This window comes from Streptomyces sp. NPDC004629 (assembly GCF_042873595.1).
Classification (GTDB): domain Bacteria; phylum Actinomycetota; class Actinomycetes; order Streptomycetales; family Streptomycetaceae; genus Streptomyces.
This window is the reverse complement of record NZ_JBIALO010000019.1, coordinates 1-25,354: the sequence shown is the minus strand read 5'-3', so window position 1 is coordinate 25,354 and position 25,354 is coordinate 1. Positions and strand designations below refer to the sequence as shown.

Sequence of the window (25,354 nt, the reverse complement as noted above, 5' to 3'; positions counted from 1 at the left end):
CCCTCAAGCTCCCTTCGCGGCCTCGAACAGCTCCGCCCGCGGATCCTCGCCCACGGTCGCCTCGCGATACGCCTCCAGCGCGTCACGAGCCTTCCCCGTCAGGTCCTTGGGAACACTCACCTCGACGGTGACCAGCAGGTCCCCGCGGGTGCCGTCCTTGCGGACCGCGCCCTTGCCCCGGGCCCGCATGGTGCGGCCGTTGGGCGTGCCCGGCGGCAGTTTCAGCGTGACGGCGGGACCGCCCAGGGTCGGCACCCGGACCTCGCCGCCGAGGGCCGCCTCGGTGAACGTCACCGGGACGGTCACCGTGAGGTTGTCGCCCTTGCGGCCGAACACCGGATGCTCGCCGACGTGCACGACCACATACAGGTCGCCCGCCGGGCCGCCCCGCTCGCCGGGTGCGCCCTTGCCGCGCAGCCGGATCCGCTGCCCGTCCGTCACCCCCGCGGGGATGCGGACCTGCATGGTCCGGGACGACTTGGCCCGGCCGCTGCCCTTGCACTCCAGGCAGGGGTGCTCGGCGATCAGACCGCGGCCCTTGCAGTCGGGGCAGGGGTCGGTCAGCGAGAAACCGCCGCCCGAACCCCGCGCCACCTGCCCGGTGCCGACGCAGGTCGGGCACACGCGCGGTGTGCCGTTCTTGTCGCCGGTGCCGGAGCAGGCCTTGCACGGGGCCTGCGAGGACATCCTCAGCGGCACCGTGGCCCCCTCGATGGCCTCCGTGAAGCTCAGCGTGACCTCGGACTCGATGTCCTGGCCGCGCCGCGGCTGGGTGCGCGTGGTGCCCGTGCCGCCCCGGTTGAACAGGCCCCCGAAGACGTCGCCGAGGCCGCCGCCGAAGCCGCCTCCGCCCTGGGCGTTGCCCCCGAAGAGGTCGCCCAGGTCGAAGTTGAAGTTGCCGCCGCCCGCACCCGGCCCCGGACGGTAGCCGCCGTTGCCGAAGAGGGTGCGCGCCTCGTCGTACTCCTTGCGCTTCTTGGGGTCACCGAGGATGTCGTTCGCCTCGGAGATCTCCTTGAAGCGCTCCTCTGCCTTGGCGTTGCCCTTGTTGGCGTCCGGGTGGTACTCGCGGGCGAGCTTCCGGTACGCCTTCTTGATCTCCGCCTCGGTGGCGTCCTTGGGGACGCCGAGGACCTTGTAGTAGTCCTTCTCGATGAAGTCCTTGGTGCTCATCCCCGACGTCCCTCCTTCCGCTCGATGCTTACGTCAGCCCTCCTCCGGGCCACCGTTCTCCTTGTCGTCAGCGGAGCCGGCCGAGCCGCCGGAACCGCCCGCCGCACTCTCGTCGCCGCCCTCCGCCTTGGCCGGCTGCGCCCCGGGCTGGGGTTCGGCCACGGCCACCCGCGCGGGGCGGATGGTGCGCTCGCCGATCCGATACCCGGGCTGCAGAATCGCCACGCACGTCGTCTCGCTGACGTCCGGCGCGTACGAGTGCATCAGGGCCTCGTGGATCGTCGGGTCGAAGGGCTCGCCCTCCTTGCCGAACTGCTGGAGGCCCATCTTCGCCGCGACGGTCTCCAGCGACTCGGCGACGGACTTGAAACCGCCGACGAGTTCGCCGTGTTCCCGGGCGCGGCCGATGTCGTCGAGCACGGGCAGGAGTTCGGTCAGGAGGTTCGCGATGGCGACCTCCCGGACCGCGACCCGGTCGCGCTCGACGCGGCGGCGGTAGTTCTGGTACTCGGCCTGGAGGCGCTGGAGGTCCGTCGTGCGCTCGCCCAGCGCCATACGGACCTGGTCCAGCTGAGCCACCAGGCCGGCGTTCTGATTCGCGTCCCCTGCCGGGGCCGCCGCCTCCTCCGGAGAGGGAGAGGCGGCCTGCGGCTCGGCGTCTTCGGGGGTGGCGCCTGAGGGGACGTCGGGCTTCTCGTCGAAGCCCGGGGTCTCCTCCGTCACGCGGCACCGTCCTTGCGCTCGTCGTCCACGATCTCGGCGTCGACGACATCGTCGTCGGCCTTGGCCCCGGCCGCACCCGGGGTGCCGGCGGCGGCCTGCCCGGTCTGGGCGTCGGCGTACATGGCCTGGCCCAGCTTCTGGGAGACGGCCGCGACCTTCTCCGTCGCGCTGCGGATCTCGGCCGTGTTGTCGCCGTCCGCGGACTCGCCCTTGAGCTTCTCCTTCAGCTCGGCGACGGCGGCCTCGACCTCGGTCCTGATCTCGCCCGGGACCTTGTCCTCGTTGTCCTTGAGGAACTTCTCCGTCTGGTAGACCAGCTGCTCGCCCTGGTTACGGGTCTCGGCGGCCTCGCGGCGCTTGTGGTCCTCCTCCGCGTAGCGCTCGGCCTCCTCGCGCATGCGGTCGACCTCGTCCTTCGGCAGCGAGGAGCCGCCGGTGACGGTCATCTTCTGCTCCTTGCCGGTGCCGAGGTCCTTCGCCGTGACGTGCATGATGCCGTTGGCGTCGATGTCGAAGGAGACCTCGATCTGCGGCACGCCGCGCGGCGCCGGCGGCAGACCGGTCAGCTCGAACATGCCGAGCTTCTTGTTGTAGGCCGCGATCTCCCGCTCGCCCTGGTAGACCTGGATCTGCACCGACGGCTGGTTGTCCTCGGCCGTGGTGAAGATCTCCGAACGCTTCGTCGGGATCGTCGTGTTGCGCTCGATCAGCTTGGTCATGATGCCGCCCTTGGTCTCGATACCGAGGGACAGCGGGGTCACGTCGAGGAGCAGGACGTCCTTGACCTCACCCTTGAGGACACCGGCCTGGAGCGAGGCGCCGATGGCGACGACCTCGTCCGGGTTGACGCCCTTGTTGGCCTCCTTGCCGCCGGTCAGCTCCTTGACCAGTTCGGCGACGGCGGGCATACGGGTGGAGCCGCCGACGAGGACTACGTGGTCGATCTCGCCGAGCTGGATGCCGGCGTCCTTGATGACGTTGTGGAACGGGGTCTTGCAGCGCTCCAGCAGGTCCGCGGTCAGCTGCTGGAACTGGGCGCGGGTCAGCTTCTCGTCCAGGTGCAGCGGGCCCTCGGCGGACGCGGTGATGTAGGGCAGGTTGATCGAGGTCTCGGTGGACGAGGACAGCTCGATCTTGGCCTTCTCCGCGGCCTCACGCAGACGCTGGAGGGCCATCTTGTCCTTGGACAGGTCCACGCCGTGGCCGGACTGGAACTGCTTGACCAGGTAGTCGACGACGCGCTGGTCCCAGTCGTCACCGCCGAGGTGGTTGTCGCCGTTGGTGGCCTTCACCTCGACGACGCCGTCGCCGATCTCCAGGAGGGACACGTCGAAGGTGCCGCCACCGAGGTCGAAGACGAGGATCGTCTGGTCGTCCTTGTCGAGGCCGTAGGCGAGCGCGGCCGCGGTGGGCTCGTTGACGATGCGCAGGACGTTGAGGCCCGCGATCTCGCCGGCCTCCTTGGTGGCCTGGCGCTCGGAGTCGTTGAAGTACGCGGGGACGGTGATGACCGCGTCGGTCACCTTCTCGCCCAGGTAGGCCTCGGCGTCCCGCTTCAGCTTCTGCAGGATGAACGCGGAGATCTGCTGCGGGTTGAAGTCCTTCCCGTCCAGCTGGATCTTCCAGTCGGTGCCCATGTGGCGCTTCACGGAACGGATGGTCCGGTCCACGTTGGTGACCGCCTGGCGCTTGGCGACCTCGCCGACGAGCACCTCGCCGTTCTTGGCGAAGGCGACGACGGACGGCGTGGTCCTGGCGCCCTCTGCGTTGGTGATGACGGTGGGCTCGCCGCCCTCCAGAACGCTGACGACGGAGTTAGTCGTGCCCAGGTCGATGCCGACCGCACGTGCCATGGTGATTTCCTCCAGCTGACTTGAGTGGAACGGACTCAAGTGTGCACGAGGCGGCCCGCTGGGTCAACAGACCTGAGTCAGCCGGACTCAACTCTTATCCGCTCCTTACACGCAACTGGGCGCTGACCTGCGAAGACGCCATACGGCGGGGCCCGTACGCCGGAACGCGCAACAGCAGGAGGACGACGATCAGCGCCCCACCCGCCACCCACAGCACGCTCTCCTCGCCCGCCCACCCGGTGTGCGCGAGCACCCCGACGAGCACTCCGGAGAACGCCACCAGCGCCGCCAGCACGGTGGCCCCCTGCGGGGTGAGCCCGAGCCGCCGCAACCGGTGCGCCACATGGTCGGGGCCCTCGCGCAGCAGCGGCCTGCGGGCCATCCGCCGCGACACCGCGACGAGCAGCACGTCGACGCCGGCGAGGGCGGTCAGCGAGAACAGCACCCCCGCGCTGGACCCGATCCCGTATCCGGCCCGGGTGAACACGCCTGCCGCGGCCAGCAGGAACCCCGTGAACAGTGAGCCGCAGGCGCCGAGCCCGATCCGCGCGGGATGCCAGTTGTGCATGAGGAACCCGGTGAGCGCGGCGGCGAGCACACTGAGCAGCACGGCCAGCCCGTCCATCACCTCGGCGGCGGCGCAGGCCCCCACGCCGAAGGCGGTCACCACGCCCACGGTTCCCGCGAGCCCGTCGGCGTGGTCCAGGGCCCGGAAGGCGAGCGCCACGAACACGATCCACGCCACGGCAGGCAGCCCGGCCGCCACCCCCATCTCCTCGTACGGTACGACCGCGGCGGCCGCCACCGCCGTACCGGCCACCAGCACCCGGGCCCGTAGCCGCCACACGTCGGCGACCAGCCCGAGCAGGGCGACCCCGGCGCCCGCGAGGAGCAGCCGGCCGACGCCGTCGCCGAGCGGCGCGACCCGCGTCCACTGGCCCGCGCCGGCGACGAGACAGGTGACGAGGACGACGGCCGCGCCGCCGAACAGCGGCACGGGCCGCCGGCAGCGCCGGTCGACGACACCGGCCCGCAGCGCGGGCGCACGGAGCAGCGCCGCGAGCACGGCGGTGAGCAGGAGGGCGGTGGAGGCGGCGAGAATCCCGTAGAGCACGGCTCCAAAGTAGGCGTGAACGGTGCAATTACCCATGAATAACACGATCGAATAACACAATCCCACCGCCTGCCGGGCCCTCAGCCCCGAGGAACTCCCCCGACGGCGGAGAGCGCGCAGTTCCCCGCGCCCTCTCCGGGGGCCGCCCCCGCGCTCCGTCCAGCCCGCACCCGACCACGGCCCCCGACCGAACCCCCATCCAGCCCGCCGGGCCCGCACCCAACTGCCCAGCCCGGCCCCGGTCGAGCCCGGCGGCCCGCTGGTTGCTCAGGTGGTGGTCAGGCGACTCAGATCACTCCGCGCCCGGCTACAGTGCGAAGGAAGATGGGGGTAGTCTCAGACGAACTGCATAAGTTACCGCTTAGTAATTTCGAGGCCGCCTCAGGAGCCCCAATGCAACTCGTCGCGATCATCGTGTCGCTGGTCCTGATCGTGGTCGGCGTGGCACTGTTCGGCCGCGCCCTCCTCCAGCTCTACGCCTTCATGCGCCTGGGCCAGCCGGTGCCGGCCGGGACCCGGACCAACGACCCCACACAGCGCACCATCACCGTGGTCAAGGAGTTCCTCGGCCACACCCGGATGAACCGCTGGGGTGTCGTCGGCGTGGCGCACTGGTTCGTGGCGGTGGGCTTCTTCACCCTGCTGCTGACGATCGTCAACGCGATCGGCCAGCTGTTCCAGGCGGACTGGCTCCTGCCGGTCATCGGCGACTGGGCCCCGTACAACGTCTTCGTCGAGTTCATCGGCACCATGACGGTCATCGGCATCCTGGTGCTGATCGCCGTCCGGCAGCTCAGCCACCCGCGCCGGCCGGGCCGCAAGTCCCGCTTCGCGGGCTCCAACTTCGGCCAGGCGTACTTCGTCGAGGCCGTCATCCTGATCGTCGGCGTCTGCATCTTCGTGCTGCACGCCCTGGAGGGCGCCCAGCACCACGTGGACGGCTACGAGGCGTCCTTCTTCGTGTCGTACCCGGTCGTCTCCGCGCTGAGTGGCATGGACGTCTCCACGCTGCAGAACCTCACCTACTTCTTCGCCGGCCTGAAGATCGCCACGTCCTTCATCTGGATGATCACGGTCGCCCTGAAGACCGACATGGGTGTGGCCTGGCACCGTTTCCTCGCGTTCCCGAACATCTTCTTCAAGCGCAACGCCACCGGCGAGACCTCCCTCGGCGCACTCCTGCCGATGACCTCCGGCGGCAAGCCGATCGACTTCGCCGACCCCGGCGACGACGATGTCTTCGGTGTCTCGCAGGTCGAGCAGTTCTCCTGGAAGGGCCTGCTGGACTTCTCCACCTGCACCGAGTGCGGCCGCTGCCAGTCGCAGTGCCCGGCCTGGAACACCGGCAAGCCGCTCTCCCCGAAGCTGCTGATCATGTCCCTGCGGGACCACGCCCACGCCAAGGCCCCCTACCTGCTGGCCGGCGGCGGCAAGACCACGGAGGGCGAGGAGAAGGCCACCGCCGAACAGCTCAAGGACGTCCCCGCCACGGCCCTCGCGGAGGCCGAACGCCCGCTGATCGGCACCGCCGAGGCCAACGGCGTCATCGACCCCGACGTCCTGTGGTCCTGCACCACCTGCGGCGCCTGCGTCGAACAGTGCCCGGTCGACATCGAACACATCGACCACATCGTCGACATGCGCCGCTACCAGGTGATGATCGAGTCCGCGTTCCCCTCCGAGGCGGGCACGATGCTCAAGAACCTGGAGAAGAAGGGCAACCCCTGGGGTCTGGCCAAGAAGCAGCGCCTGGCATGGACCAAGGAGGTCGACTTCGACGTCCCCGTCGTCGGCCAGGACATCGAGGACCTCACCGACGTCGAGTACCTGTACTGGGTCGGCTGCGCCGGCGCCCTGGAGGACCGCGCCAAGAAGACCACCAAGGCCTTCGCGGAACTCCTGCACATCGCAGGCGTCACCTTCGCGATCATGGGCGGCGACGAGAAATGCACCGGCGACTCCGCCCGCCGCCTCGGCAACGAACCCCTCTTCCAGGAACTGGGCATGGAGAACGTCGCCGCGCTGAACATGGCCTTCGGCGAGGACGACGAGGACGAGTCGACCAAGAAGCCGAAGTCCGCGAAGAAGATCGTCGCCACCTGCCCGCACTGCCTCAACACCCTCGGCAACGAATACCCGCAACTCGGCGGCGACTACGAGGTCATCCACCACACCCAGCTGCTCCAGCACCTCGTCGACGAGGGCAAACTGATCCCCGTCACCCCGGTCGAGGGCATCATCACCTACCACGACCCCTGCTACCTGGGCCGCCACAACAAGATCTACACACCCCCGCGCGAGATCATCGCCAACGTCCCGGGCCTCAGGAACGAGGAGATGCACCGCCACAAGGAACGCGGCTTCTGCTGCGGCGCCGGCGGCGCCCGCATGTGGATGGAGGAACGGATCGGCAAACGCATCAACAACGAACGCGTCGACGAAGCCCTCTCCCTGAACCCGGACATCGTCTCCACCGCCTGCCCCTTCTGCCTCGTCATGCTCACCGACTCCGTCAACGGCAAGAAGAACGAAGGCAAAGCCAAGGAATCCATCCAGGTCGTGGACGTCGCCCAACTCCTCCTCGACTCCGTCAAGACGCCCATCGACCCGGCGGGCGAGCCGGAGACGCACGGCGCCCCGGAGCCCGAACCGGTGAAGTGACCCGGCGGAGCCGGCCCCCGGACGTACCGACACCCTCGCGCCCCGCCGGGCCGCGGGGGTGTCGCCGTCTCCCGCACACGTGCATCATGGCCGGATCGTTGTCGACGGGGCTGGCGGGGTGAGCGGTGCGCGTGCGAACGAACGGGAGACGGACAGCGGCAGCGGTGGCGGCGCTCGGCTGCGGCAGTCTGCTCCTCGCCGCCTGCGGCCCCGGCACCCCCGACGCCGGCCCCGCCGACCGCGGCCCGGTCACCGTCGCCGACGCCCCCGCCCTGCTCCCCGTACCGCGCGGCACCGGCAGCGAGGTCCCCGACGACTTCAACGGCGACGGCTTCACCGACCTCGTCCTCGGCGACCTGGTGAAGGCGCGGAGCCACGAGGACGACGCGGGTATCGGCATCGTGTACGGCAGCGCACGCGGACTCCGGCCCGGCGCACGGCAGTTGCTCAGCCCGCGCAAGCAGGCCGCGCCGACGAAGGGCCGGCTCCCCGCCGTCTTCGACCCGGAGGCAGGCTGCGACCTGGACGGCGACGGCTTCACCGACCTCGTCGTGTCGACCGACCCGCCCTACGACGGCCAGGGCGCGCCCCCGGTGCCGCTGCAGATCCTGTTCGGCTCCCCCGCGGGCCTGACCGGCCGGGCCGTGCCGCTCACCGTCCCGGCCCGCGCCCGCTTCGGCGACGACTGGCCCGACCAGCCGGTGTGCGGCGACTTCGACGGGGACGGCAGGGCCGACCTCGTGGTGCACGCCTCCGGTGGCCGGCTGTCGTACCTGCGGGGCCCGTTCAGCCGGGCCGGCGCCCCGCACGCGGCCGGCGCGCCGATCCCCGCCCCGGGCGAGGCGCCCACCGGGCCCGCCGCCGACATCGACCGCGACGGCTACGACGACCTGGTCGTCCGCGCCGCCACCGGCCCCGCCGTCTCGGCGGTGGTGCACGGCGGCCCCGACGGTCCGACGCGCACCGGCGTCCGACTGCCCACCGGCAGCGACGTGGCGATCGGCCGCTTCGGCCGCGGCCCGGCCCTGGACGCGGCGATCGGCGGCATGGCGGAGACGGCCCTGCGCTACGACCTGCCCACTCCCCTGCGCGCCACCCTGGCCGCTCCCGGCTCGGTGCTCGACACCGCCGACTTCGACGATGACGGCCACGACGACCTCGTCTCCAGCGGCTCCCGGCTGCGGATCGTCCCCGGCAGCACGGCGGGCCTCGCGGCCCGGGACACCGTCACCGTCACCCCGCCCGCCCGCGGCACCACCCGCGTCCTGACCGTGGGCGACTTCGACGGCGACGGACGGGCCGACCTGGCGCTGCGGACGTACCGCGGCGAGACGAAGGACACCATCACCGTGTACCGGGGCGCCGGAAGGGGCCTGGTCGAGCCGAAGCCGGCGGTCACCTTCTCCAGCTCGGAGTTCCTGGCCCGCTGAGCGCTCCGCTGGATGCGCGGCGCCGTGCCGTCGGCCGTCTGCGGCACCATCGTGGCTGGTCGCGCAGTTCCCCGCACCCCTTCGGGGGCGCTCCCCCACGGCCCTTCCCCGGGGACCCCGGGGAAGGGCCCCCTACACCTCCCCCCGGGGCTCCCCTAGGGGATGTCACAGCTCGGCCGCAAAGCCGGCCCCGAACGCCCGGGCCCGGCACGCCACTCGGCGGGACCAGGTACGTTCGATGCCGTGGCTGGATTCAGGATCGGACGCGGCGGCCGGGACGACCGGGCCCCGCAAGCGCGCCCGCAGAACCCCCCGTACGGACAGCAGGCCCCGCAGGGCCGGCAGGGACAGTCGTACGGCCCGTCGTACGGCTATCCCCCCGCGCCGCACCCGCACCCGCAGCAGCGGCCGCGGTACGGCGACGGCGGCCAGTGGCGGCAGGGGGGCGGCGGACACCCGGGCCAGGGCGGCGACGGCCCGGAGTACTTCGGCGACGGCTACGGCCACCAGGGCGGCTACCCGCAGGGCGGCCACGACCCGTACGCGGCCAACCAGCCGGGCCACACCCAGGCGTTCTCGATCGACGAGGACCCGTACCAGCAGGGCGAGACCTACCGGGCGGGCTCGGCCCCGGCCGGACCGATCGGCCCGCGCCTGCACTGGAAGGAGCTGCTGCGCGGCATCGTCGTCGCACCCAACCAGACGTTCCTGCGGATGCGGGACTACACGATGTGGGGCCCGGCCCTCATCGTGACCTTCCTCTACGGCCTCCTCGCCGTCTTCGGCTTCGACGGGGCCCGTGAGGAGGCGATCAACGCGACGCTCTCCAACGCCGTCCCGATCGTCCTGATCACCGCCGTCGCGATGGTGCTGAGCGCGTTCGTCCTGGGCGTGGTCACCCACACCCTGGCCCGTCAGCTCGGCGGCGACGGCGCATGGCAGCCCACGGTGGGCCTGTCCATGCTGATCATGTCCGTCACGGACGCGCCCCGCCTGGTCGTCGCCATGTTCTTCGGCGGCGACGCGGGCTTCGTCCAGCTCCTCGGCTGGGCCACCTGGCTCGCGGGCGGCGCCCTGCTGACCCTGATGGTCAGCCGCTCCCACGACCTGCCGTGGCCGAGGGCGCTCGGCGCGTCGGCGATCCAGCTGATCGCCCTGCTGTCGATCGTGAAGCTGGGCACGGTCTAGCCCACCACGACACCCCCGAAGGGCCCCAGGCACCCGCCCCGACCACCGGGGCCCTTCGCCCGGCCCATCCGTGCCTCTCCGCGCCTTTCCGCGCCTTCTCAGGCGTCGAGCACCTGCCCCGCCCGCCGCACCACGGGCGGCAACACAGACCACGGGAAGTTGATCCAGGCGTCGGTGCGTTTCCAGACGTACTCGCACTTCACGAGGCTCTGCGACTTCTCGTAGATCACGGCGGACCGCACCTCGGCGACCGTGTCCAGGCAGAAGTCGCGCACCAGCTTGAGCGTCTTGCCGGTGTCGGCGACGTCATCGGTGATCAGGATCTTCTTCTCGGAGAAGTCGATCAGGTTCGGGACGGGCGCCAACATCACCGGCATCTCCAGCGTGGTGCTCACACCGGTGTAGAACTCCACGTTCACCAGGTGGAGGTTCTTGCAGTCCAGGGCGTAGGCGAGCCCACCCGCGACGAACACCCCGCCCCGCGCGATGCTGAGCACGATGTCCGGCTCGTAACCGTCGTCCGCGACGGCCTGCGCCATCTCGCGCACGGCGACGCCGAACCGCTCGTAGGTCAGGTTCTCGCGTATGTCGGTCACGCCGCTCACACCTGCGTCCGGTGGAAGTTGAGGTAGGAGCGGGAGGCGGTGGGCCCGCGCTGCCCCTGGTACCGCGACCCGTACCGCTCGCTGCCGTACGGGAACTCGGCCGGCGAGGTCAGCCGGAACATGCACAGCTGCCCGATCTTCATGCCCGGCCAGAGCTTGATCGGCAGGGTGGCGAGGTTGGACAGCTCCAGCGTGACGTGCCCGGAGAACCCGGGGTCGATGAAGCCCGCGGTGGAGTGCGTGACGAGCCCGAGCCGCCCGAGGGAACTCTTGCCCTCCAGCCGCGAGGCGAGGTCGTCGGGCAGCGTGATGACCTCGTACGTGCTGGCGAGCACGAACTCCCCGGGGTGCAGGATGAACGGCTCGTCGCCGTCCGGCTCCACGAGCCGGGTCAGATCGGTCTGCTCGACGGAGGGGTCGATGTGCGGGTACCGGTGATTCTCGAACACCCGGAAGAACCGATCCAGCCGCACGTCGACGCTCGACGGCTGCACCATGGATTCGTCGTAGGGATCGATCCGCACCCGCCCGGCGTCGATCTCGGCCCGGATGTCCTTGTCTGAGAGAAGCACGTCCCGAGGATACGCAAGGCGCGCGGAGCCGTGACAATCGCGACGACTCCGCGCGCGGACGGAACGACCGGCGAAGCGCCGGTACGCCCCGTTCGGCGGCAGCCGCGCTACCGGCTACCACCTCTCACTTCGACGACAGCCACAAGCTCTCGCCAACCCCTGCCACTGCCGCTACTGCCTACTGCACTGTCCTGCTGCTTCTCTGCATCACTGCTTCTCAAGCGCGACCGGCACCACGCTGCGGAGCCGGGCACACCGCGGACACCGGACGAGCCGGCCGGGTCCGAGCCGCTCGGCCTGCTGCATCGGGAACGAAGCGGTGCTGAACACGTGCCCATCGGCACAGCGGACGACGGTACGTTCCATCAAGTCCAAGAGTCCCTTCCCCAAGAGCCGCGTCTGGCCAACTACCCTGACGACAAAAGCCACATTACGGGATCAAAGAGACGACTCTCCAGGCGGCGCTCCGGCCCACCCGGCCCCTCTTCCACGCCCCCACCGTACGCCCCAACTCCGGCCCCCCGCACCCGGATCCCACCCCCTGAAACGCGCTCAGGCCCACGGCGTCAGCACCGGGGGCCTGCGATGAGGTAGAGTAACCGAGCGTTCGGACACCGACTCCGGTCGGCGTCTTACGCGGGTGTAGTTTAATGGTAGAACATCAGCTTCCCAAGCTGAGAGCGCGAGTTCGATTCTCGTCACCCGCTCCAGTGGAGACCCCCAGGTCATGGACCCGGGGGTTCTTTGTTGTCTAGACCGGTGTGCGGTGCGCGCACCACATCCGCACCACAAAGGCTGACTAACTTCCGGCGGGCCCCTCCTTGTGGTGCGCGGAGTTGTCGCTCTGACGCTTCGCCCGCGCGGCCCGCACCATCTCATCCAGCCCGGCCGCCACGTCCCGCTGCCGCTCGTTGTCCGAATGCTGATAGATCAGCGCCGCCTTCTCGGACGACTGGCCGGCGCGCACCATCGTGTCCTTGAGGGTGGCGCCGGACCGGGTCGAGAGGGTGTGCCCGGTGTGACGAAGGTCGTAGAACCGGAAGCCGTCCGGAAGACCAGCGACCGTGCGAGCCCGCCGCCACTTCCGCCCGAAGGACGTCCGACGGAACGGCGCCCCCTTCTCCCCGACGAAGACCAAGCCGTCCGGCCCCTTCTCGGCGTACCAGGCAAGGTGCTGCCGCACCTCCTTGTGGAGGAAGCCCGGAAGGACGACGGACCGAGCACCCGCGTCACTCTTGGTCTCCCCCGGGGCCCGTCGCCCGTTCGTCCGCTCCGGCTCGGCGACACGGACCCGGATCACGAGACGTTCCAGGTCGACGTCCCGGCGGCGGAGGCCAGCCAGTTCCTCGGGCCGCATCGGGCCGTAGGCGCCGAGGTAGACCATGAGCCGCCAGCGAATCCCGACAGCGTCCGCGAGGGCGTCCACCTGGGCCACGGTGGCGATGCGCCGTTCGGCAGCCGTCTCCTTGCCGCCACCCTTGATCCGGCAGGGATTGCGTGTGATCAGGTCGTCATCGACAGCGGTTTCGAGGATGGCTTTCAGCAGCCGATACGACTTGGCGACGGTTGTCTTGGCCGCCGTCACGCGCAGCCGCTCAGCCCGCCATTCCCGGATGCGAGGCGCGGTGATCTCGTCCAGGTCGAGCGGCCCGAAAGTCGGGAGGAGGTAGAGCCGCAACAGGTGCTTGTAGAGGTCGACCGTACGCACGGCCAATTCCCTTTCCTCCACCCACTTCTCGGCGTACTCGCGGAAGCCGACCGCCCCGGCGTCGGGCGCACGCCAGTCACCGCGGCTGAGGTCGGCTTCGACCTGGGACAGCCAGATCTCTGCGTCCTTCTTGGTCTCGAAGGTCCCTTCCGCCCGGATACGCTCACCGTCCGGGCCGAGATAGGACGCCGTCCACTTGCCGGAGCGGTACTGCCGCACGGCACCGAAGCGCCTACGTCTCCCCTTCTTGTTGGCCATCAGGCAGCCCTCCGGAGGCTCGTACGGCGGAGCCTGAACGGCTGGACGGTCCGGGCGTCGATGTACTCCTGAACGGCGCTCTCAGGTATGCGGACGTGCCGCCCCACCTTCACGTACCGGATGCGCCGCTCCTCGATCAGCCGCCGGGGGAAGCGAGCGGTCGTGCCGAGCAGCTCGGCGACCTGGTCCACTGAGAGATGACGGTCGATGTTCATGTGGTCGGTTCTCCTTCCGTTCCCGGGGCGGGTTCGAGAGAGGCCGCTAGCCAGGTCTCGGCGGTGCTGAGGCCGGTTCCGGCGAACACCCAGTGGGCGAGGACGAGCGTGGTTTCGCAGTCCTGCGGGACAGGCGGTGCGGCTTGGGCGCGGCGCCATTCGGCACGGGCGTCGCGGAGGGCGCCGAGCGTGGTCGAGTAGCGGCGGGACTTGGTGGAGAAGTGGCCGCGGAAGCCCAGCATGTGCGCCCAGGCACGTAGGCGGAGGTCTGCCAAGTCGGCCCGTGCGCCGAGAGACCAGGCTGTTCGGATCATGCGCCGGGCGTGGTCGGTGATCCGGGCTTGGGCGAGTTCGGCGAGGAAGCGGATCGGGCGGTCCAGGGTGCCCGTGGCCGTCTCCGCGCCCTTGGTCGCGTACTTGGCGATGTACGCCGCTACGGCCCGCTCGGTCAGCTCTTGGCCGCCGTCGAAGTCGGCGGAACGGATCGGGCGCACGTCGAGTTGGCGGCCGAAGACGAAGCGGTACGAACGGCCGTCGACTTCGGGTCCGGCGATGCGGGCGGCGGTGGCGGCGGCTTGGATGGCGTCGGTGAGGAGCGTGGTCGAGGCCCACGCCGGGGGTGCCGTCTCTCCTCCTTCCGGGCCGTCGAGGCGGATGACCGCGTGGAAATGGACCGCACCGCGCTTCTGGTACTCGGCCACCTTCGCGAAGGAGATGCGAGCGTGCTCGCGGAAGGCCCGTTGAGTGAGGCCGGTGCGCTTGGCCACCTCTCGGCGGAGGTAGATCGAGAAGCGCCGCCACAGGGCACCGGCGTGCGCGTTCCAGAGGACCGCGGATTCGTAGTCGTAGGTGTCGGGGTCGAGGGGGGTGCCCAGGGCAGGATCGTGTTCGTCGTGGCGGGTGCCGCAGCGGCAGTTTCGGCCGCCGTTGGGGCGGTTGTGGACCAGGCCGAAGCTCGGAGCAGTCAGGGTGGCGAAGACACGAGGGTGAGTAGCGACCTGTTCCGAAGCGCCCTTTCCGCCGCGCAGTCCGGCGGTGATCAGGTGGTACGTGTCGCGGCGGTAGGTCTCGGCGCAAGCGGCGCAACGGGTCGCACGGCGGTTGTTGCAGCGGACCAGGAGCTGCCCCGCGGGGAGCGTGGCGGAGTCGAGGTGGTGCAGGACGTTGCCGATCTCGCCGGTCGTCCTGTCGACCGCGTACTCCGTGCGGTGGCCGTCGAGGCGGACGGGATGGGTGCAGCCGCCCAGGCCGGAGAGTTGGCGGGCCAGCTCGGGCATGGTGCCGAGAGAGGCCAACATGGAGAGTTCCGCCAGTGGGGGCGAAGTCTGCCGGGTGATGATGGGGTTCCTTTCGGCTGTTTCGGCGGTTGCGAGGGACGGCCCCGGGGCGGCGGGATGCTTGGCGGCGTGTTGCCGCCCCGGCGGCCGGTCAGCGCCTATTGGCGCCGTTGAGGAGCGAGCGCAGGACCACGGCGGCGATGGCCACGGACACGGCCGTGATGGCGACGGCCGCCAGGAGCGCCGTCAGGACGACACCCACGACGACCACGGCGGCGACCGCGCCCGCGTAGGGCGTGAGCGACCGGCCGGCGAAGGGGGCCGGGGCCTGCGTCTGCTGCGGGACGACGGGGGTCGTCGGCAGCGTGGGGACGTCGGGCAGTTTGGGGCGGAACATGGCTGATCTCCTTGTCACTTGTCGGTGCCGTTGACCACGCCGACCCCGGAGCGAGTGCCGGACTCGATGGCGGGGGCGAGGAAGGTGTGGGAGAGCCAGAAGCCGAACAGGGCGATCACGACGGCGACCCAGAGGCGGACGCCGAGGAACCGGATCGCAAGCCAGGCGATGACGCCCAGGACGAGGACGAGCGGGAGCGAGACGGTCACAGGCCCTACTCAGCGGGCGGCGCAGCGGTGGGTACGAGCGGCCAGCTCGGCGGCGGCGCGGCTGTCGTAGTCCGTGGAGAAACCGCAGCGCGGCGCCGTGCAGGCGGCGGTGTGCTTCTCCCGGCCCCGGCCGTCGTACGACGTGCCGACCTGGACGGGGCCGACGCGGACGACTCGGCGGAAGCGGCGGTTGGCGGGCATCAGCCGATCTCCTTTCGTGAGGGCTTGTCGGTGAAGTCGGTGGCGTGGTCGATGAGCCAGCGGCGGATCTCGGCGCCCTCGTCGCTGTCGGCGGCGAGGATCACCGGTTCGGCGATGAGCACGGCTTCGGTGAAGCGGTTCTGTCGGGTCAGCTCGGCGGCACGGTTGAGCACGCGGAGCGTGGAGGGACGCATGGGCGGAAGTTCTCCAGAGGTCAGGTGAGTTGGGCGGCGATGGCTTCGGCGAGCGGCAACGGGACGCCGAGCCGGGCGCGAAGTGTCGTGGTGTCGATGGGGGTTCCGGTCCGCGTGCGGTGGTCGTCGGCGACTTTGCGTGCATGGGCGACCAGGGCGGGCGGCACGGCGGTTGTCGCGGACGGAGGCGATGCCGTTGCGGTGGTAGGGAGTTGGGGAGCAGAGGGGGCCGCCGTCGGAGCGTCGTCCCGGACTGTCCGACGCACCTCCGGGGTCGGCGCGGTGTCCGTCTTCGGTGCCCCGTGGACCAGCAGGGTTCCGCCGAGGAAGGCGACGGCCGGCCATCCGGCGACGAGGATGCGCAGCCAGGCCGGTACGGCGTCCAGGTCGAGCAGTCCGGCCGTGGCGATGTTTGCGCCGAGCGACGCGGTCAACGCGACGAGGAACCAGCACCAGGCGCCCGCCTTGGCCCCGCCGGAACGGAGCCGCCGCCACGCGGCGACCAGGAGCAGATCCACGCTGATCGGGTAGGCCCATGCCTTCCAGCCGTCCTGTCCGGCAGCGGCGGCAAGGTCGTGCAGGTGAGCGAAAGACAGGGCACCGGCGATGACGGCCTGGACCAGGACCGCATCCGGGCGGAGGACGGTGTGGGACATCAGGACACCTCACCCGGGTATTCGGGTCCGGCGCTGGGGTCGTAGCCGGGCGGGAGGACACCGGGCGGCGGTTCGGGCAAGGACGCGGCCAGGGACGAGCCCACGGCGGCGATGAAGTCGGCGTCCGCGTCCACGGTGTGTGCGTACAGGGCGAGGCGGCCGAGCATGACGACGGTCCGGGTGAAGTCCTCGTATGCGGAACACATGACAGATGCCGTCCCTTCTTCAGGCATGGCGGGGGTAGGGACTTGGCGCGGTACCGGCCGCGCCGGCCGGTGGAACGGCGGTGGCTACTCGGTCACAAGGAGCGGGGCGGGGGCCGTCCCCGAGTCGCCAGGAGACACGGGCGGCACGTACGGGCGGAACGGGGCGAGCACCGGTACGTCCGGGGCGAGATCAGCCGTCTCGCGGCAGACGGCCGCAGCGTCGGCGAGGGAGAGGTACGGGGTGCGCATACGGGACCAGCCCCCGGAGGTATCCCCCGCCACGGCCAGGCCGGGCAGCTCGGCGGCGATGGAACAAGCCGCGTACACCGACTCGGGGGCGATGTCGCCGAGTGCCATCTTCGCGGAGGCTTCGTCGTTGACGCGGCGGCAGACGCGGCCGGTGAGCTGGGCCCGGAGCATGGTCGCTCCCTTGCCCAGTTCGGCGCCGAACCGCTGCCCGCACACCTCCAGGTAGATTCCGGCGGCGCGGCCGAGCTGGGCGAGTCGGATCAGGTGAGTGACCATCTCGTCCCGCCGTTCCTCGTCGTTCCGTGAGGCGACGAGGAAGAGTTCGGCCACCTCGTCGATGAACAGCACGATGGGGGCGGGGCGTTCGTCTTCCGGCAGGCCCCAGACGTCCGAGGTGATCAGTTCATCCGGGGTGCCGAGTGCGATGCCCTGCCGGGCTTTGATCAGGTCGTAGCGGTCCTCCATTTCCTTCACGAGCACGGGAAGCAGCTCAGCCGCCTGTGCCGGGTCGGTCGCGAGCGCGGAGAGGCGGGGCGCGAAGGGTGCCAGTTCGACACCGCGCTTGCAGTCGACGCCGACCAGGACCACCGGCTGAGCAGCGAGACCGGTGAGCAGGTTCCGCAGGTACATGGACTTGCCGGACAACGTGGCGCCGAGGACCAGTTCATGAGGTACGGCGCGGTAGTCGCGTAAGAACGCCGTCGCGTCCTCCCGCAGCGCCACCGGTACCCGGAGGAAGCCACCGCGGGACCGGCGCGGCATCCGCACCTTGCGCAGGACGTTGAAGCCGACCAAGCGCAGTTCGACCACGCCGGGCTTGACGTCCCGCACGTACACGGCGTGCACGCCCCAGGCGTGACGGAGCCGTTCGGCCGAGGCCGCGATGTCCGCAGGTTCCTGGCCGGAGGCCAGCCGAAGCCGTATCCGCAGGCCGGTCGAGGTGGGGCGGATCAGGCCCCGGCGGGGCGGGACCGGCCGGATCTCGCGGCGAGTGGTCGCCTTGAGGGCCAGTGCCCGCCAGCGGGACGGTTCGACCGTCAGGCCGCACGCGTCCATGGTCGAGGAGTACGAGGCCAGCAGCCGGACCACCGAGGCAGGCAGGCCGATCGTGGACCAATACGCCGCCGGGTGGGCGTGCCGGGCGTAGGCCGCACCGCTTATCGCGGCGAGGACCCCGCCCAGCTCGGCCACCGTCGTCAGGTCGGTCACGTCGATCAGACCGCCTCAGCCAGCGGGAAGGCGCCCGGAGCAAGAGCGGACGCCCGGTAGGCGATGCCGTGCCGCTGCTGGCCGTTGAACACGCTCTCCCAGGGCCGGGCAATCAGGCCCGGGAGCGAGACGGGAGCGCCGACGGTCAGGCCGTCCGTGACACCGCTCTCGGGCACGGTGACCTGGATCAGCGACGATTCACCCTCGTCGATGAAGACGACGCCGACCGTCATCAGCCCCTCACCTGTGATCGCATCCTTGGCGATCTCGCCGGTCTGCCGGTCGCGCACCTTCGGCGCCGGCGCTTCGGTCAGCAGGATCGTCGCGGACGAGGTGTCGATACGGATCACACGCACAGAGATTTCTCCTTCAAAGAGTCGGTCAACCCATCACCTGACAAGTTGACTTAGCAAGTTCGAAGTTAGAGTTGCCAGGTTGACTTGTCAAGTGAGCTTCGAAATCAACTCACCCCGCACGGGGCTCAGTTCAGACGGTAGGTGTCTTCGAGTTCCTGCCGGTCCGCCGGAAGGAGCACGTCAGAGACTTGGAGCGCCTGCCCTGAGGCGTCACGGGCGATCACGAGGACCCCCAGAACGGGCACGCCGTCCGGCAGCCCCAGCAGCCGAGCCACCTCGGCCTCAGGCAGCCGAGCGGACACGCGCTCTGTCACGTGGTCGAAGCGAATCTTCTTCCGCGCTTCCAGGTGCTCACGGCCGCTGCCGCTCAAGGGTTCGCCGACAGCCAGCTCCGTGCCGTCGACCAGGGCGGCGGGAAAGTACGAGGTGACCAGTTCGGCCGGTTCGCCGTCGTCCTCTACAAGGAACCGTCGCACCAGCGCCTTGGCCCCCTTGGGCAACCCGAGCGCCGAGGCGATCCGGGGAGGGACGGACTCTTCGCCGACCCCGATCAGGCGCCCCGCGGTGAGCGTCTCGTCACGCTCCAGAGCCTCACGCCCTCGGCGGTCCTTCTCGGCGACGACCGCCGGCCGCCCGCGCACGATCGTGCCGTACCCCTGCCGGGACTCCAGCCAGCCATCCCGCTTCAGCAGCTCCAGCGCCCGCACGACGGTCGGGCGGGACATCCCGAAGGACTGCACCAACTGGTTCTCACTGGGAACCCGGGTGCCGGGCGCGTACGTGCCGTCCTCGATGCGGCGCTGAATCGTCTGCGCGAGGCGCACGTACTTCGGTGGCTCCACTTCATACGCCATGAACGCCGCCCGTCGAGATTGGCCAAGTCAACTGGTCAACCAGACTAGCGAGTGTTCGGCCGCAGGAGTAGACGAGGCCCGGAGCGCCCTCAGGACCGCCAGGCATCGGCCATCACGAAGGCCACGACCGTACCGCCGTGGCGACTCGGGCCCGAGTGCCACGAGTCGGCGATGGAGTCGACCAGGAGGAGGCCCCGCCCGTGCGCATCGTTGGCATCCGGCCGGCGCATCCGCACACTCGCCGGGAACCCGGGGTTGTGCACCTCTACGCGGAGCGCGGATCCGTCTCGGAACCACTCCACGCGAACAACCCAGGTGTCATCCGACCGCCCGTAGCGGATGGCGTTCGTGACCAGCTCGGAGATCATCAGTACGCAGTCATCGACCGAACAGGCCGGACCGTACGGTGCGATGAACTTCCGGAACCAGCGCCGTGCCATCGGCACCGAGTCCGGAAGCGGGTGCAAGGTCATCGCTCCGAGGGACTCCGGACCAGGTCGGTTACGCCCGTGGATGCTGTCGCCCATCCGTGCTCACTCCTTGCCGGTGCCGTCGCAGTCGAGGCACCGCCGCTTCGATGTGGCACGGGCACGGTCATTGACGGCGGAGAGCGCCAGCGCAGTACGCGAGCTGACACGCTTCCAGCCACGTCCCCGGCATCCCCGGCAGGCTAAGTGCGCGCCCTGATCCGGCCGCTGACTCGTCACGCCGTGCCCCCTTCCCAGTGAGTGGCCTTAGCCACTTACTGGATAGTGGCATTAGCCACTTGAATGTGCAAGCGGTTCAGCACAACTGACGCTCCGTCAGGTCAGGGGGTAGCCCTGCTCGAACGCCCAGCGATGAGGCGGGTAAGTCGCTTCGGCGAACTCCAACGGCCTGTCCTGGAGATCGAAGACGACGTGGTGGACGATCAACACCGCTGTACCAGGGGCCAGTTTCAGATCCGCCGCCTCCGCGTCGGTGGCAGCCCGCGCGCACATGCGATCCTCGGCGTAACTCCCCTGCCGACCAGTCACGTTCTCGACGTACATCAGAGTGCCCTCCTGGATCCGCTCGGGATCGAGGAGCTTGGGAGCCTTCTGGCCGACGTCTGGAGCGAACCACGAGGTAGACAGGGTGATGGGCCCGTCCTGGTTGTTCGTGATGCGCCGGCGGTGCGCGGTCCGCCGATCTTTCGCCAGGCCCAGCGCCTCAGCAACGTGATCCGGCGCCTCCAGCCAGCCCGCCGACGTGATGACCGCGTACTCCCCAGGGGTGTAGATCTTCCCCGTCTGGCGAGCGCGACCGTACAGCTCCCGAGCGCGGCGGTTCACTTCGAGGCTCCGAACGTAGGTGCCCGACCCCTGCCGCTTCTCGACCAGGCCCTGATGACTCAGCGCTTCGAGCGAGCGGGCTGCCGTCGGCCTCGATACCTTCCAGTCGGCGGCGAGTTGCCGTTCCGACGGCACCTCATCGCCGGGCCTCAGATCTCCCCGCAGGATCTGATCCCGGATGAAGTGCGCGATCTGGAGATACTTCGGCTGAGCCTCCTCGATCTGAGGCATGCCCCCTCCTTGTCCAAGTGGCTATGGCCTCTAGCCACTATAGAGTGAGTGGCAAATGACCGACCCCGTACGCTGTCACCATGACGCGGTTGATCGTCGCAGCAGGAGGAGGGGGCGACGCTGTCGCCGCCACAATGCTTGACGCCGCCCTGTACGGCGACGAGGACCGGGCGGTGATCCTCACCTACGCGTGGGACCGCCTGCTGATCGACCCAGTACCGGGACCCCGAGGCGCCCACGACTTCACCGGCCTGGAACAGCTCACCCCATCCGTGTCGGCTGTGCCGGCCGAGGCCCGGCCGATCGCCCCGGCAGGTTCCACGCTCCCGCGACTCGCGGCGGGGCTCCCGCATACGTTCGCGCTGCTCGACCCGCACCAGGGCGTTGAAGGCGTCACCCGGCAACTCGAAGAGCTGGTCAGCCTTTTGGAGCCCGAGTCCATCGATCTCCTGGACGTCGGCGGCGACATCCTGGCCCGAGGCGACGAACCGACGCTCAAGAGCCCGCTTGCCGATGCCCTGGTGTTGGCGGCGTGCTGCCAGATAAATGCGCCCATCCGCCTATTGGTGGCCGGTCCCGGCCTGGACGGCGAACTCCCGCTAGACGACTTGCGTGACCTTCTCGGCCCGATCGTCCACACCTTCACAGCGAAGGACACAGAGTCGGCCAGCTCGGTCCTGGAGTGGCACCCGTCCGAGGCAACGGGGATGCTCGCAGCCACTGCGCGAGGGGTACGCGGCACCTGTGAGGTGCGGGATGCTGGGCTCCCTGTGGCACTCACAGATGAGGGCCCGGTGATCCATGAGGTGGACATCGACGACGCGCTGAGCCGAAACCAACTGGCCCGCGCCATCATGACGACGATCGACCTGAGCGAGGTCGAGACTCACAGCCGCGAGATCTGCGGCTACTCCGAAATCGACTACGAGCGCAACAAGGCCGCATGGCTGAGCGAGCAGCCCCCTTCGGAGTTGGACCCCGAAGCGATCTTGAGCAAGCTGGACAACTTCGAGACCGAGGCCCGCAGCCGCGGAATCACCCACACCACGTTCCGGCACCTCACCGAGGTCCTGAACCTCAACGGCCATCAGCGCGAAGACCTGCGCGAGCTGCTCATCAACAGCCACCCGGAACAGTACGAAGCGCCCCTGTGGCGCATCACAACACGACCTGAGTAACAACCTTCTTCACGGGTTCAAGGCCCGCGCACGGCGCGGGCGCGCGCCGCCTCTGCGGCGCGGCCTGCCTCCTGTCTGCGCCCCGGCTGGCCGCGCCCGGCGGCGCGCTCGGCGACTGCGGGCACGAGGCGGAAACATCCTCTGTGGCTGGGGCGGTCGGCTCCACGGACCTCTGAGGGCACGGCGTTTACCGCGTAGCGCGGGGAATAATTATCCTTCGTCCGGAAATAGGTCCGCCCAGCGATCCAATTCCCGTTGGGCGACTTCAATTTCGGCCATGCGCTTATACATGCCATCCGGGAAAGAGGACAGGATTTGGATTGTGTCGCGACTTGACCAGACGAAGAGATCCCGCATGAAGGAAGAGACGCTTTCGCTGATTTTAACTACTCGGCCATATTTCTGCTCAAGTCTTATGGCCGTCATTTCATTCAAAATGAGAGACCTGTGACCAGCGGCGTGAACCACGAGAGCAGCCCTAGGTATATCCGCATCGGTGACGCTGCGGACGAATTGCTCAAGTTCTTCGGAGGTTACCGGCTTTCCGCGCACCTCTACGGCGAGCAGCGGCGAGCCGTCCTCACGGAGTGCGTGTACGTCTCCAGGGAAATCCCTTGAAGGGTCGTTTAGCCTCCGTGAAGCCACTTCGGGATAAGTCATGTCGAGCGCAGCCGCTACGCATGCCTGGAGCTTCCGCGGCATGTCGACGCCGGATGTTACGAAGGCTTCCGTCTGAGTGATCAGGCTCGCTTCGACAATTGCACTACCGCCCACAACCTGCCGCTTCTTACGGTTCGCTTCGATGCATACCACCAGGACAGCAGCTAGGGCGGACTGAGCCTGCTGACGTGTGTACTTTTCGATGTCCACCATATGCAAAGCAGATTGGAGGCGCTCAAAATATGGTCGAGCGCTTGGAAGAATTCGCTCAATTTCGGAGTAGTGATCGTAACGGAAGAACGGCTGGTTGTTTAGCGGCTCCCGCCCTGTAGCTTTAAGATCGAAGCCCAATTCCACGGATAGGGGCACCAGAACGCCATGTGCCAGAGTCCTCTGGGAGTACGTGCGATCGCTGTACGAATCCTTGATGGATAGCGGATCCACGGCTTCGTTGCATGATCTCGCCAGCAGGGCGACGCACAAGGCCGGCGTGTAGGTCCGAGGGGCCTGCTCCTCGCGCAAGGTCTGCGCGAGGTGAATCCAGTACTCTGGAAGGTCGCTCGCCTCCGTGGCTTCAGCGAATGCTGCCCTCAGTACATAATCGGCTGTTCGCTTGTCGATTCGAATTCCCATTTTTACCCCACCCCCGGGAGGCGCTAGATCAGGGAAAGCTGTCCACTATAGGCTTGCTCTTCCGTATCGAGCATGGGTTCTACATGCCCCATCTGCTCCATGAGGGCACGAACGACAACCTTCCCTAGCTCCACTGGGACGGCATTGCCGATTTGCCTCTGCACTTCGCGTCGCCCGCCTGCGAATTTAAACTCGTCAGGGAAAGTCATGATGCGCTTCATCTCGGAAACGGTGAATCGGCGAGCGCGGGATTCGCCATTTCCGTTCTGGATGTTTTCCCAATGGAAGGGGCCTACCCAGGGGCCCGGCTGCGCTTGAAGTGTTGTGGAAGGACGGTCGGGTTCTGCGCGCAGGAGAAAAGTCCAGTACCGACTCCGCCACTTGAAGACATTGTGTCCATCGTAGCGGTCAGTGTGCCATAGGTAATTCTGTCCCGGCGGTACTTCGGCAGCCAGATCGGCGTACGTGCCTTCCACGATATCGCTCAGGTCGATTGGCTCTTTCGGTAGCCCTTGGAATGCTTGCCTTAGTCCGACGAATGGGATCTTCGAATGATCGACGACACGATCGCGTTCTGATTCGCCGGAATGCGTGGGTTGAGGAAAGCGGAATTCTTTTCCATCCCTGCGCCCTACGACAAAAACCCTTCGACGGAGCTGAGGGACGCCATGCTCTGCGGCAAGAAGGATCTTGTACGCAGGGTTGTAGCCTGCGTCTCGCAACCCCTCAATGAGGCGATCAAACTGAGCTTTATGTGTCTTGTAGGTGAGCCCTTGAACATTCTCTAGAATGAACGCTTCAGGCTTACTCTCACGAACCACCCGAACGTATTCGTCAAGCAGGGAGGCGTTTGGGTCGGCACTGTTCCGCTTCTCTTCAATCCAGAAGCCAGACTTGCTGAACGGTGTGCATGGAGGGCCGCCAATCAGCAGGGCGGCATCGCCACGCTGCAGTCCGCCTGCTTCCAAGATCTCTTGAGTTGGCATGGTCTGGATGTCTCCGCACAACGCCTTAGTGTGAGGAAAGTTTCGGGCGAGCGTTTGCAGAGCTGTCTCGTCGTAGTCCGTTGCCACGGCAACACGAAGTGGTGATCCGCTGCCATCATGGGTTAGTGGCGGCTCGGCGCAGCGCTCCACGGCGCAGTCCAAGCCACCCGCACCGGAGAAGAGACTGATCACAGGCAACTCGAGATTCACCGCGCCACAGTAGCGCAACCTTGTTGCGTGTCCCGAGGCTGTGGGGATGCTTGGAATGCATCAGCCAGGTGGGGCTTGGGCCATCCCTGGGCCGTGCGAATCTGACCAACGCTGACGGTCGGCACCCACAGGTGACCACCCCCACCCCGCTGTGACCTGGGCTACTGGAGTTGATCTGTGACACTGGGAGGGTTACGGCTGCGCCCGGAGAACTGAGCTGACGTGCGCTGATCCGGCTCACCGAGATCCACACCAGGTGAGTGTCTAACTGCGTGACAACACCGACGAACAACGGCGGACGAGCATGGACGTCAGCACAGGTGAGAGGCACACCAGCCCAAGGCCGTAGCCCTGCACAAGTTGCTTTGGGACGAAGAGGTCATCGCCCAAGGTCTCACCGCCGCGCTTCCGCCGACGCAACTTTCTCTGGTCGACGACATGGCAGCGTGGCTGAGGCCAGCGAGGGTGCAGCGAGACATACGCGCGCCTGATCGGGCGGCGCACCCGCCGTCGTGGCTGACTGTCGTCGGCTGAGGTTCGGATGGGTCACATCGAAGGTGCCCGCCGTCTGTCACGCGCTTCCGTGTGCGGCATCCCTACAGGCGAGCAGGCCGGGGTCGCGTACAGCAGTGAAGTACAGCAACCCCAGCAACCGACCATGACCGGCAGCCACCCTGAGAGACCGAATTCCCGCCTGTATGACCCTCGTTGACCGATCTCTACAAAGCTACGGATCAAATGAAGCTTCTATGTCCCGTCAACCCCCAACTCAGCCGCGGCGGCGTTGAGGTGGCGGTAGAGGCGTCGGGCGAGGTAGCGCTTGAGGCAGCGGCGG

General features: G+C 68.5%; 26 protein-coding genes and 1 tRNA gene. 5 read left to right on the top strand and 22 right to left on the bottom strand.

What is annotated here, in order from left to right; all coding sequences use genetic code 11:
* Nucleotides 1-3: 3 nt before the first annotated feature.
* The 4 genes from dnaJ to ACFYTE_RS26775 all read right to left on the bottom strand — a co-directional run bounded on the left by dnaJ (nt 4) and on the right by ACFYTE_RS26775 (nt 4,863).
* A complete protein-coding gene (gene dnaJ / locus ACFYTE_RS26790; protein ID WP_388715370.1) occupies nt 4-1,173 on the bottom strand; it encodes a molecular chaperone DnaJ in 1,170 nt (389 codons plus the stop codon).
* Between the two features lie 33 nt (nt 1,174-1,206).
* Nucleotides 1,207-1,896, bottom strand: a complete 690-nt coding sequence (gene grpE / locus ACFYTE_RS26785; protein ID WP_388715368.1) for a nucleotide exchange factor GrpE — start codon at nt 1,894-1,896, stop codon at nt 1,207-1,209.
* A complete protein-coding gene (gene dnaK / locus ACFYTE_RS26780; protein WP_388715365.1) occupies nt 1,893-3,749 on the bottom strand; it encodes a molecular chaperone DnaK in 1,857 nt (618 codons plus the stop codon). The genes grpE and dnaK overlap by 4 nt, the downstream gene beginning before the upstream one ends.
* 94 nt (nt 3,750-3,843) lie before the next feature.
* Nucleotides 3,844-4,863 (bottom strand): MraY family glycosyltransferase, encoded by a 1,020-nt coding sequence (locus ACFYTE_RS26775; RefSeq protein WP_388715692.1) that lies wholly within the window; start codon nt 4,861-4,863, stop codon nt 3,844-3,846.
* Nucleotides 4,864-5,256: 393 nt separating this feature from the next.
* Here ACFYTE_RS26775 and ACFYTE_RS26770 point away from each other — a divergent pair, with 393 nt between their 5' ends.
* From ACFYTE_RS26770 to ACFYTE_RS26760, 3 genes are all read left to right on the top strand, one after another.
* Nucleotides 5,257-7,524 (top strand): (Fe-S)-binding protein, encoded by a 2,268-nt coding sequence (locus ACFYTE_RS26770; protein ID WP_388715363.1) that lies wholly within the window; start codon nt 5,257-5,259, stop codon nt 7,522-7,524.
* 131 nt (nt 7,525-7,655) lie between these two features.
* On the top strand, nt 7,656-8,954 hold the full coding sequence (locus ACFYTE_RS26765; RefSeq protein ID WP_388715360.1) for an FG-GAP repeat domain-containing protein: 1,299 nt from the start codon (nt 7,656-7,658) through the stop codon (nt 8,952-8,954).
* Nucleotides 8,955-9,116: 162 nt separating this feature from the next.
* Entirely contained in the window at nt 9,117-10,142 is a 1,026-nt protein-coding gene (locus ACFYTE_RS26760; RefSeq protein WP_388715357.1) for a Yip1 family protein, read from the top strand.
* 98 nt (nt 10,143-10,240) lie between these two features.
* Here the strand turns inward: ACFYTE_RS26760 and ACFYTE_RS26755 are convergent, their stop codons facing one another.
* Together ACFYTE_RS26755 and dcd are read right to left on the bottom strand one after the other, a co-directional pair.
* Complete coding sequence (locus ACFYTE_RS26755) at nt 10,241-10,738, bottom strand: phosphoribosyltransferase (protein WP_388715354.1); 498 nt, start codon at nt 10,736-10,738, stop codon at nt 10,241-10,243.
* A 5-nt stretch (nt 10,739-10,743) separates the two neighbouring features.
* A complete protein-coding gene (gene dcd / locus ACFYTE_RS26750; protein WP_388715351.1) occupies nt 10,744-11,319 on the bottom strand; it encodes a dCTP deaminase in 576 nt (191 codons plus the stop codon).
* A gap of 636 nt (nt 11,320-11,955) precedes the next feature.
* Between dcd and ACFYTE_RS26745 the strand changes: the two genes are divergently transcribed.
* Nucleotides 11,956-12,029 (top strand) — tRNA-Gly (locus ACFYTE_RS26745).
* An 89-nt stretch (nt 12,030-12,118) separates the two neighbouring features.
* Here ACFYTE_RS26745 and ACFYTE_RS26740 read toward each other — a convergent pair.
* The 14 genes from ACFYTE_RS26740 to ACFYTE_RS26675 form a co-directional block, all read right to left on the bottom strand.
* On the bottom strand, nt 12,119-13,285 hold the full coding sequence (locus ACFYTE_RS26740; RefSeq protein WP_388715349.1) for a tyrosine-type recombinase/integrase: 1,167 nt from the start codon (nt 13,283-13,285) through the stop codon (nt 12,119-12,121).
* Nucleotides 13,285-13,500, bottom strand: a complete 216-nt coding sequence (locus ACFYTE_RS26735) for an excisionase family DNA-binding protein (protein WP_388715346.1) — start codon at nt 13,498-13,500, stop codon at nt 13,285-13,287. The genes ACFYTE_RS26740 and ACFYTE_RS26735 overlap by 1 nt, the downstream gene beginning before the upstream one ends.
* A complete protein-coding gene (locus ACFYTE_RS26730; RefSeq protein ID WP_388715344.1) occupies nt 13,497-14,798 on the bottom strand; it encodes a replication initiator in 1,302 nt (433 codons plus the stop codon). The genes ACFYTE_RS26735 and ACFYTE_RS26730 overlap by 4 nt, the downstream gene beginning before the upstream one ends.
* Nucleotides 14,799-14,928: 130 nt before the next feature.
* Nucleotides 14,929-15,174, bottom strand: coding sequence for a SpdD protein (locus ACFYTE_RS26725; RefSeq protein WP_388715342.1), 246 nt, complete (start codon nt 15,172-15,174; stop codon nt 14,929-14,931).
* Nucleotides 15,175-15,188: 14 nt separating this feature from the next.
* Complete coding sequence (locus ACFYTE_RS26720) at nt 15,189-15,383, bottom strand: hypothetical protein (RefSeq protein WP_388715339.1); 195 nt, start codon at nt 15,381-15,383, stop codon at nt 15,189-15,191.
* A 9-nt stretch (nt 15,384-15,392) separates the two neighbouring features.
* Nucleotides 15,393-15,584, bottom strand: a complete 192-nt coding sequence (locus tag ACFYTE_RS26715) for a mobile element transfer protein (RefSeq protein WP_388715336.1) — start codon at nt 15,582-15,584, stop codon at nt 15,393-15,395.
* On the bottom strand, nt 15,584-15,778 hold the full coding sequence (locus ACFYTE_RS26710) for a hypothetical protein (RefSeq protein WP_388715333.1): 195 nt from the start codon (nt 15,776-15,778) through the stop codon (nt 15,584-15,586). The genes ACFYTE_RS26715 and ACFYTE_RS26710 overlap by 1 nt, the downstream gene beginning before the upstream one ends.
* A 20-nt stretch (nt 15,779-15,798) precedes the next feature.
* Nucleotides 15,799-16,434, bottom strand: coding sequence for a DUF2637 domain-containing protein (locus ACFYTE_RS26705; protein ID WP_388715330.1), 636 nt, complete (start codon nt 16,432-16,434; stop codon nt 15,799-15,801).
* The gene (locus ACFYTE_RS26700) at nt 16,434-16,640 is read right to left on the bottom strand and encodes a hypothetical protein (RefSeq protein ID WP_388715327.1); all 207 of its coding nucleotides are present in this window, start codon (nt 16,638-16,640) and stop codon (nt 16,434-16,436) included. The genes ACFYTE_RS26705 and ACFYTE_RS26700 overlap by 1 nt, the downstream gene beginning before the upstream one ends.
* 84 nt (nt 16,641-16,724) lie before the next feature.
* On the bottom strand, nt 16,725-18,098 hold the full coding sequence (locus ACFYTE_RS26695; protein WP_388715324.1) for an FtsK/SpoIIIE domain-containing protein: 1,374 nt from the start codon (nt 18,096-18,098) through the stop codon (nt 16,725-16,727).
* A 5-nt stretch (nt 18,099-18,103) separates the two neighbouring features.
* Nucleotides 18,104-18,454: a hypothetical protein gene (locus ACFYTE_RS26690; protein WP_388715322.1), complete on the bottom strand. Its 351-nt coding sequence runs from the start codon at nt 18,452-18,454 to the stop codon at nt 18,104-18,106.
* A 125-nt stretch (nt 18,455-18,579) separates the two neighbouring features.
* The gene (locus ACFYTE_RS26685) at nt 18,580-19,308 is read right to left on the bottom strand and encodes a GntR family transcriptional regulator (RefSeq protein WP_388715319.1); all 729 of its coding nucleotides are present in this window, start codon (nt 19,306-19,308) and stop codon (nt 18,580-18,582) included.
* An 89-nt stretch (nt 19,309-19,397) separates the two neighbouring features.
* Nucleotides 19,398-19,835: an ATP-binding protein gene (locus tag ACFYTE_RS26680; RefSeq protein ID WP_388715316.1), complete on the bottom strand. Its 438-nt coding sequence runs from the start codon at nt 19,833-19,835 to the stop codon at nt 19,398-19,400.
* Between the two features lie 276 nt (nt 19,836-20,111).
* On the bottom strand, nt 20,112-20,852 hold the full coding sequence (locus tag ACFYTE_RS26675; protein ID WP_388715314.1) for a GntR family transcriptional regulator: 741 nt from the start codon (nt 20,850-20,852) through the stop codon (nt 20,112-20,114).
* Between the two features lie 80 nt (nt 20,853-20,932).
* Here ACFYTE_RS26675 and ACFYTE_RS26670 point away from each other — a divergent pair, with 80 nt between their 5' ends.
* The gene (locus tag ACFYTE_RS26670; protein WP_388715311.1) at nt 20,933-22,030 is read left to right on the top strand and encodes a DUF1152 domain-containing protein; all 1,098 of its coding nucleotides are present in this window, start codon (nt 20,933-20,935) and stop codon (nt 22,028-22,030) included.
* Nucleotides 22,031-22,240: 210 nt separating this feature from the next.
* Here ACFYTE_RS26670 and ACFYTE_RS26665 read toward each other — a convergent pair whose 3' ends face one another.
* On the bottom strand, nt 22,241-23,323 hold the full coding sequence (locus tag ACFYTE_RS26665) for a restriction endonuclease, SacI family (RefSeq protein WP_388715308.1): 1,083 nt from the start codon (nt 23,321-23,323) through the stop codon (nt 22,241-22,243).
* 23 nt (nt 23,324-23,346) lie between these two features.
* Nucleotides 23,347-24,519: a DNA cytosine methyltransferase gene (locus ACFYTE_RS26660; protein WP_388715305.1), complete on the bottom strand. Its 1,173-nt coding sequence runs from the start codon at nt 24,517-24,519 to the stop codon at nt 23,347-23,349.
* Nucleotides 24,520-25,354 lie beyond the last annotated feature (835 nt).

Bases quoted from the DNA above. Each gene is read 5' to 3' on its own strand.
- ACFYTE_RS26680 (WP_388715316.1), bottom strand. From the start codon at position 19,835: ATGGGCGACAGCATCCACGGGCGTAACCGACCTGGTCCGGAGTCCCTC.
- ACFYTE_RS26700 (WP_388715327.1), bottom strand. From the start codon at position 16,640: ATGTGTTCCGCATACGAGGACTTCACCCGGACCGTCGTCATGCTCGGC.
- ACFYTE_RS26760 (WP_388715357.1), top strand. From the start codon at position 9,117: ATGTCACAGCTCGGCCGCAAAGCCGGCCCCGAACGCCCGGGCCCGGCA.
- ACFYTE_RS26705 (WP_388715330.1), bottom strand. From the start codon at position 16,434: ATGTCCCACACCGTCCTCCGCCCGGATGCGGTCCTGGTCCAGGCCGTC.
- ACFYTE_RS26685 (WP_388715319.1), bottom strand. From the start codon at position 19,308: ATGGCGTATGAAGTGGAGCCACCGAAGTACGTGCGCCTCGCGCAGACG.
- ACFYTE_RS26725 (WP_388715342.1), bottom strand. From the start codon at position 15,174: ATGTTCCGCCCCAAACTGCCCGACGTCCCCACGCTGCCGACGACCCCC.
- dnaK (WP_388715365.1), bottom strand. From the start codon at position 3,749: ATGGCACGTGCGGTCGGCATCGACCTGGGCACGACTAACTCCGTCGTC.
- ACFYTE_RS26665 (WP_388715308.1), bottom strand. From the start codon at position 23,323: ATGGGAATTCGAATCGACAAGCGAACAGCCGATTATGTACTGAGGGCA.
- dnaJ (WP_388715370.1), bottom strand. From the start codon at position 1,173: ATGAGCACCAAGGACTTCATCGAGAAGGACTACTACAAGGTCCTCGGC.
- ACFYTE_RS26715 (WP_388715336.1), bottom strand. From the start codon at position 15,584: ATGCCCGCCAACCGCCGCTTCCGCCGAGTCGTCCGCGTCGGCCCCGTC.
- ACFYTE_RS26675 (WP_388715314.1), bottom strand. From the start codon at position 20,852: ATGCCTCAGATCGAGGAGGCTCAGCCGAAGTATCTCCAGATCGCGCAC.
- ACFYTE_RS26770 (WP_388715363.1), top strand. From the start codon at position 5,257: ATGCAACTCGTCGCGATCATCGTGTCGCTGGTCCTGATCGTGGTCGGC.
- ACFYTE_RS26740 (WP_388715349.1), bottom strand. From the start codon at position 13,285: ATGGCCAACAAGAAGGGGAGACGTAGGCGCTTCGGTGCCGTGCGGCAG.
- ACFYTE_RS26670 (WP_388715311.1), top strand. From the start codon at position 20,933: ATGACGCGGTTGATCGTCGCAGCAGGAGGAGGGGGCGACGCTGTCGCC.
- ACFYTE_RS26730 (WP_388715344.1), bottom strand. From the start codon at position 14,798: ATGTTGGCCTCTCTCGGCACCATGCCCGAGCTGGCCCGCCAACTCTCC.
- ACFYTE_RS26735 (WP_388715346.1), bottom strand. From the start codon at position 13,500: ATGAACATCGACCGTCATCTCTCAGTGGACCAGGTCGCCGAGCTGCTC.
- ACFYTE_RS26710 (WP_388715333.1), bottom strand. From the start codon at position 15,778: ATGCGTCCCTCCACGCTCCGCGTGCTCAACCGTGCCGCCGAGCTGACC.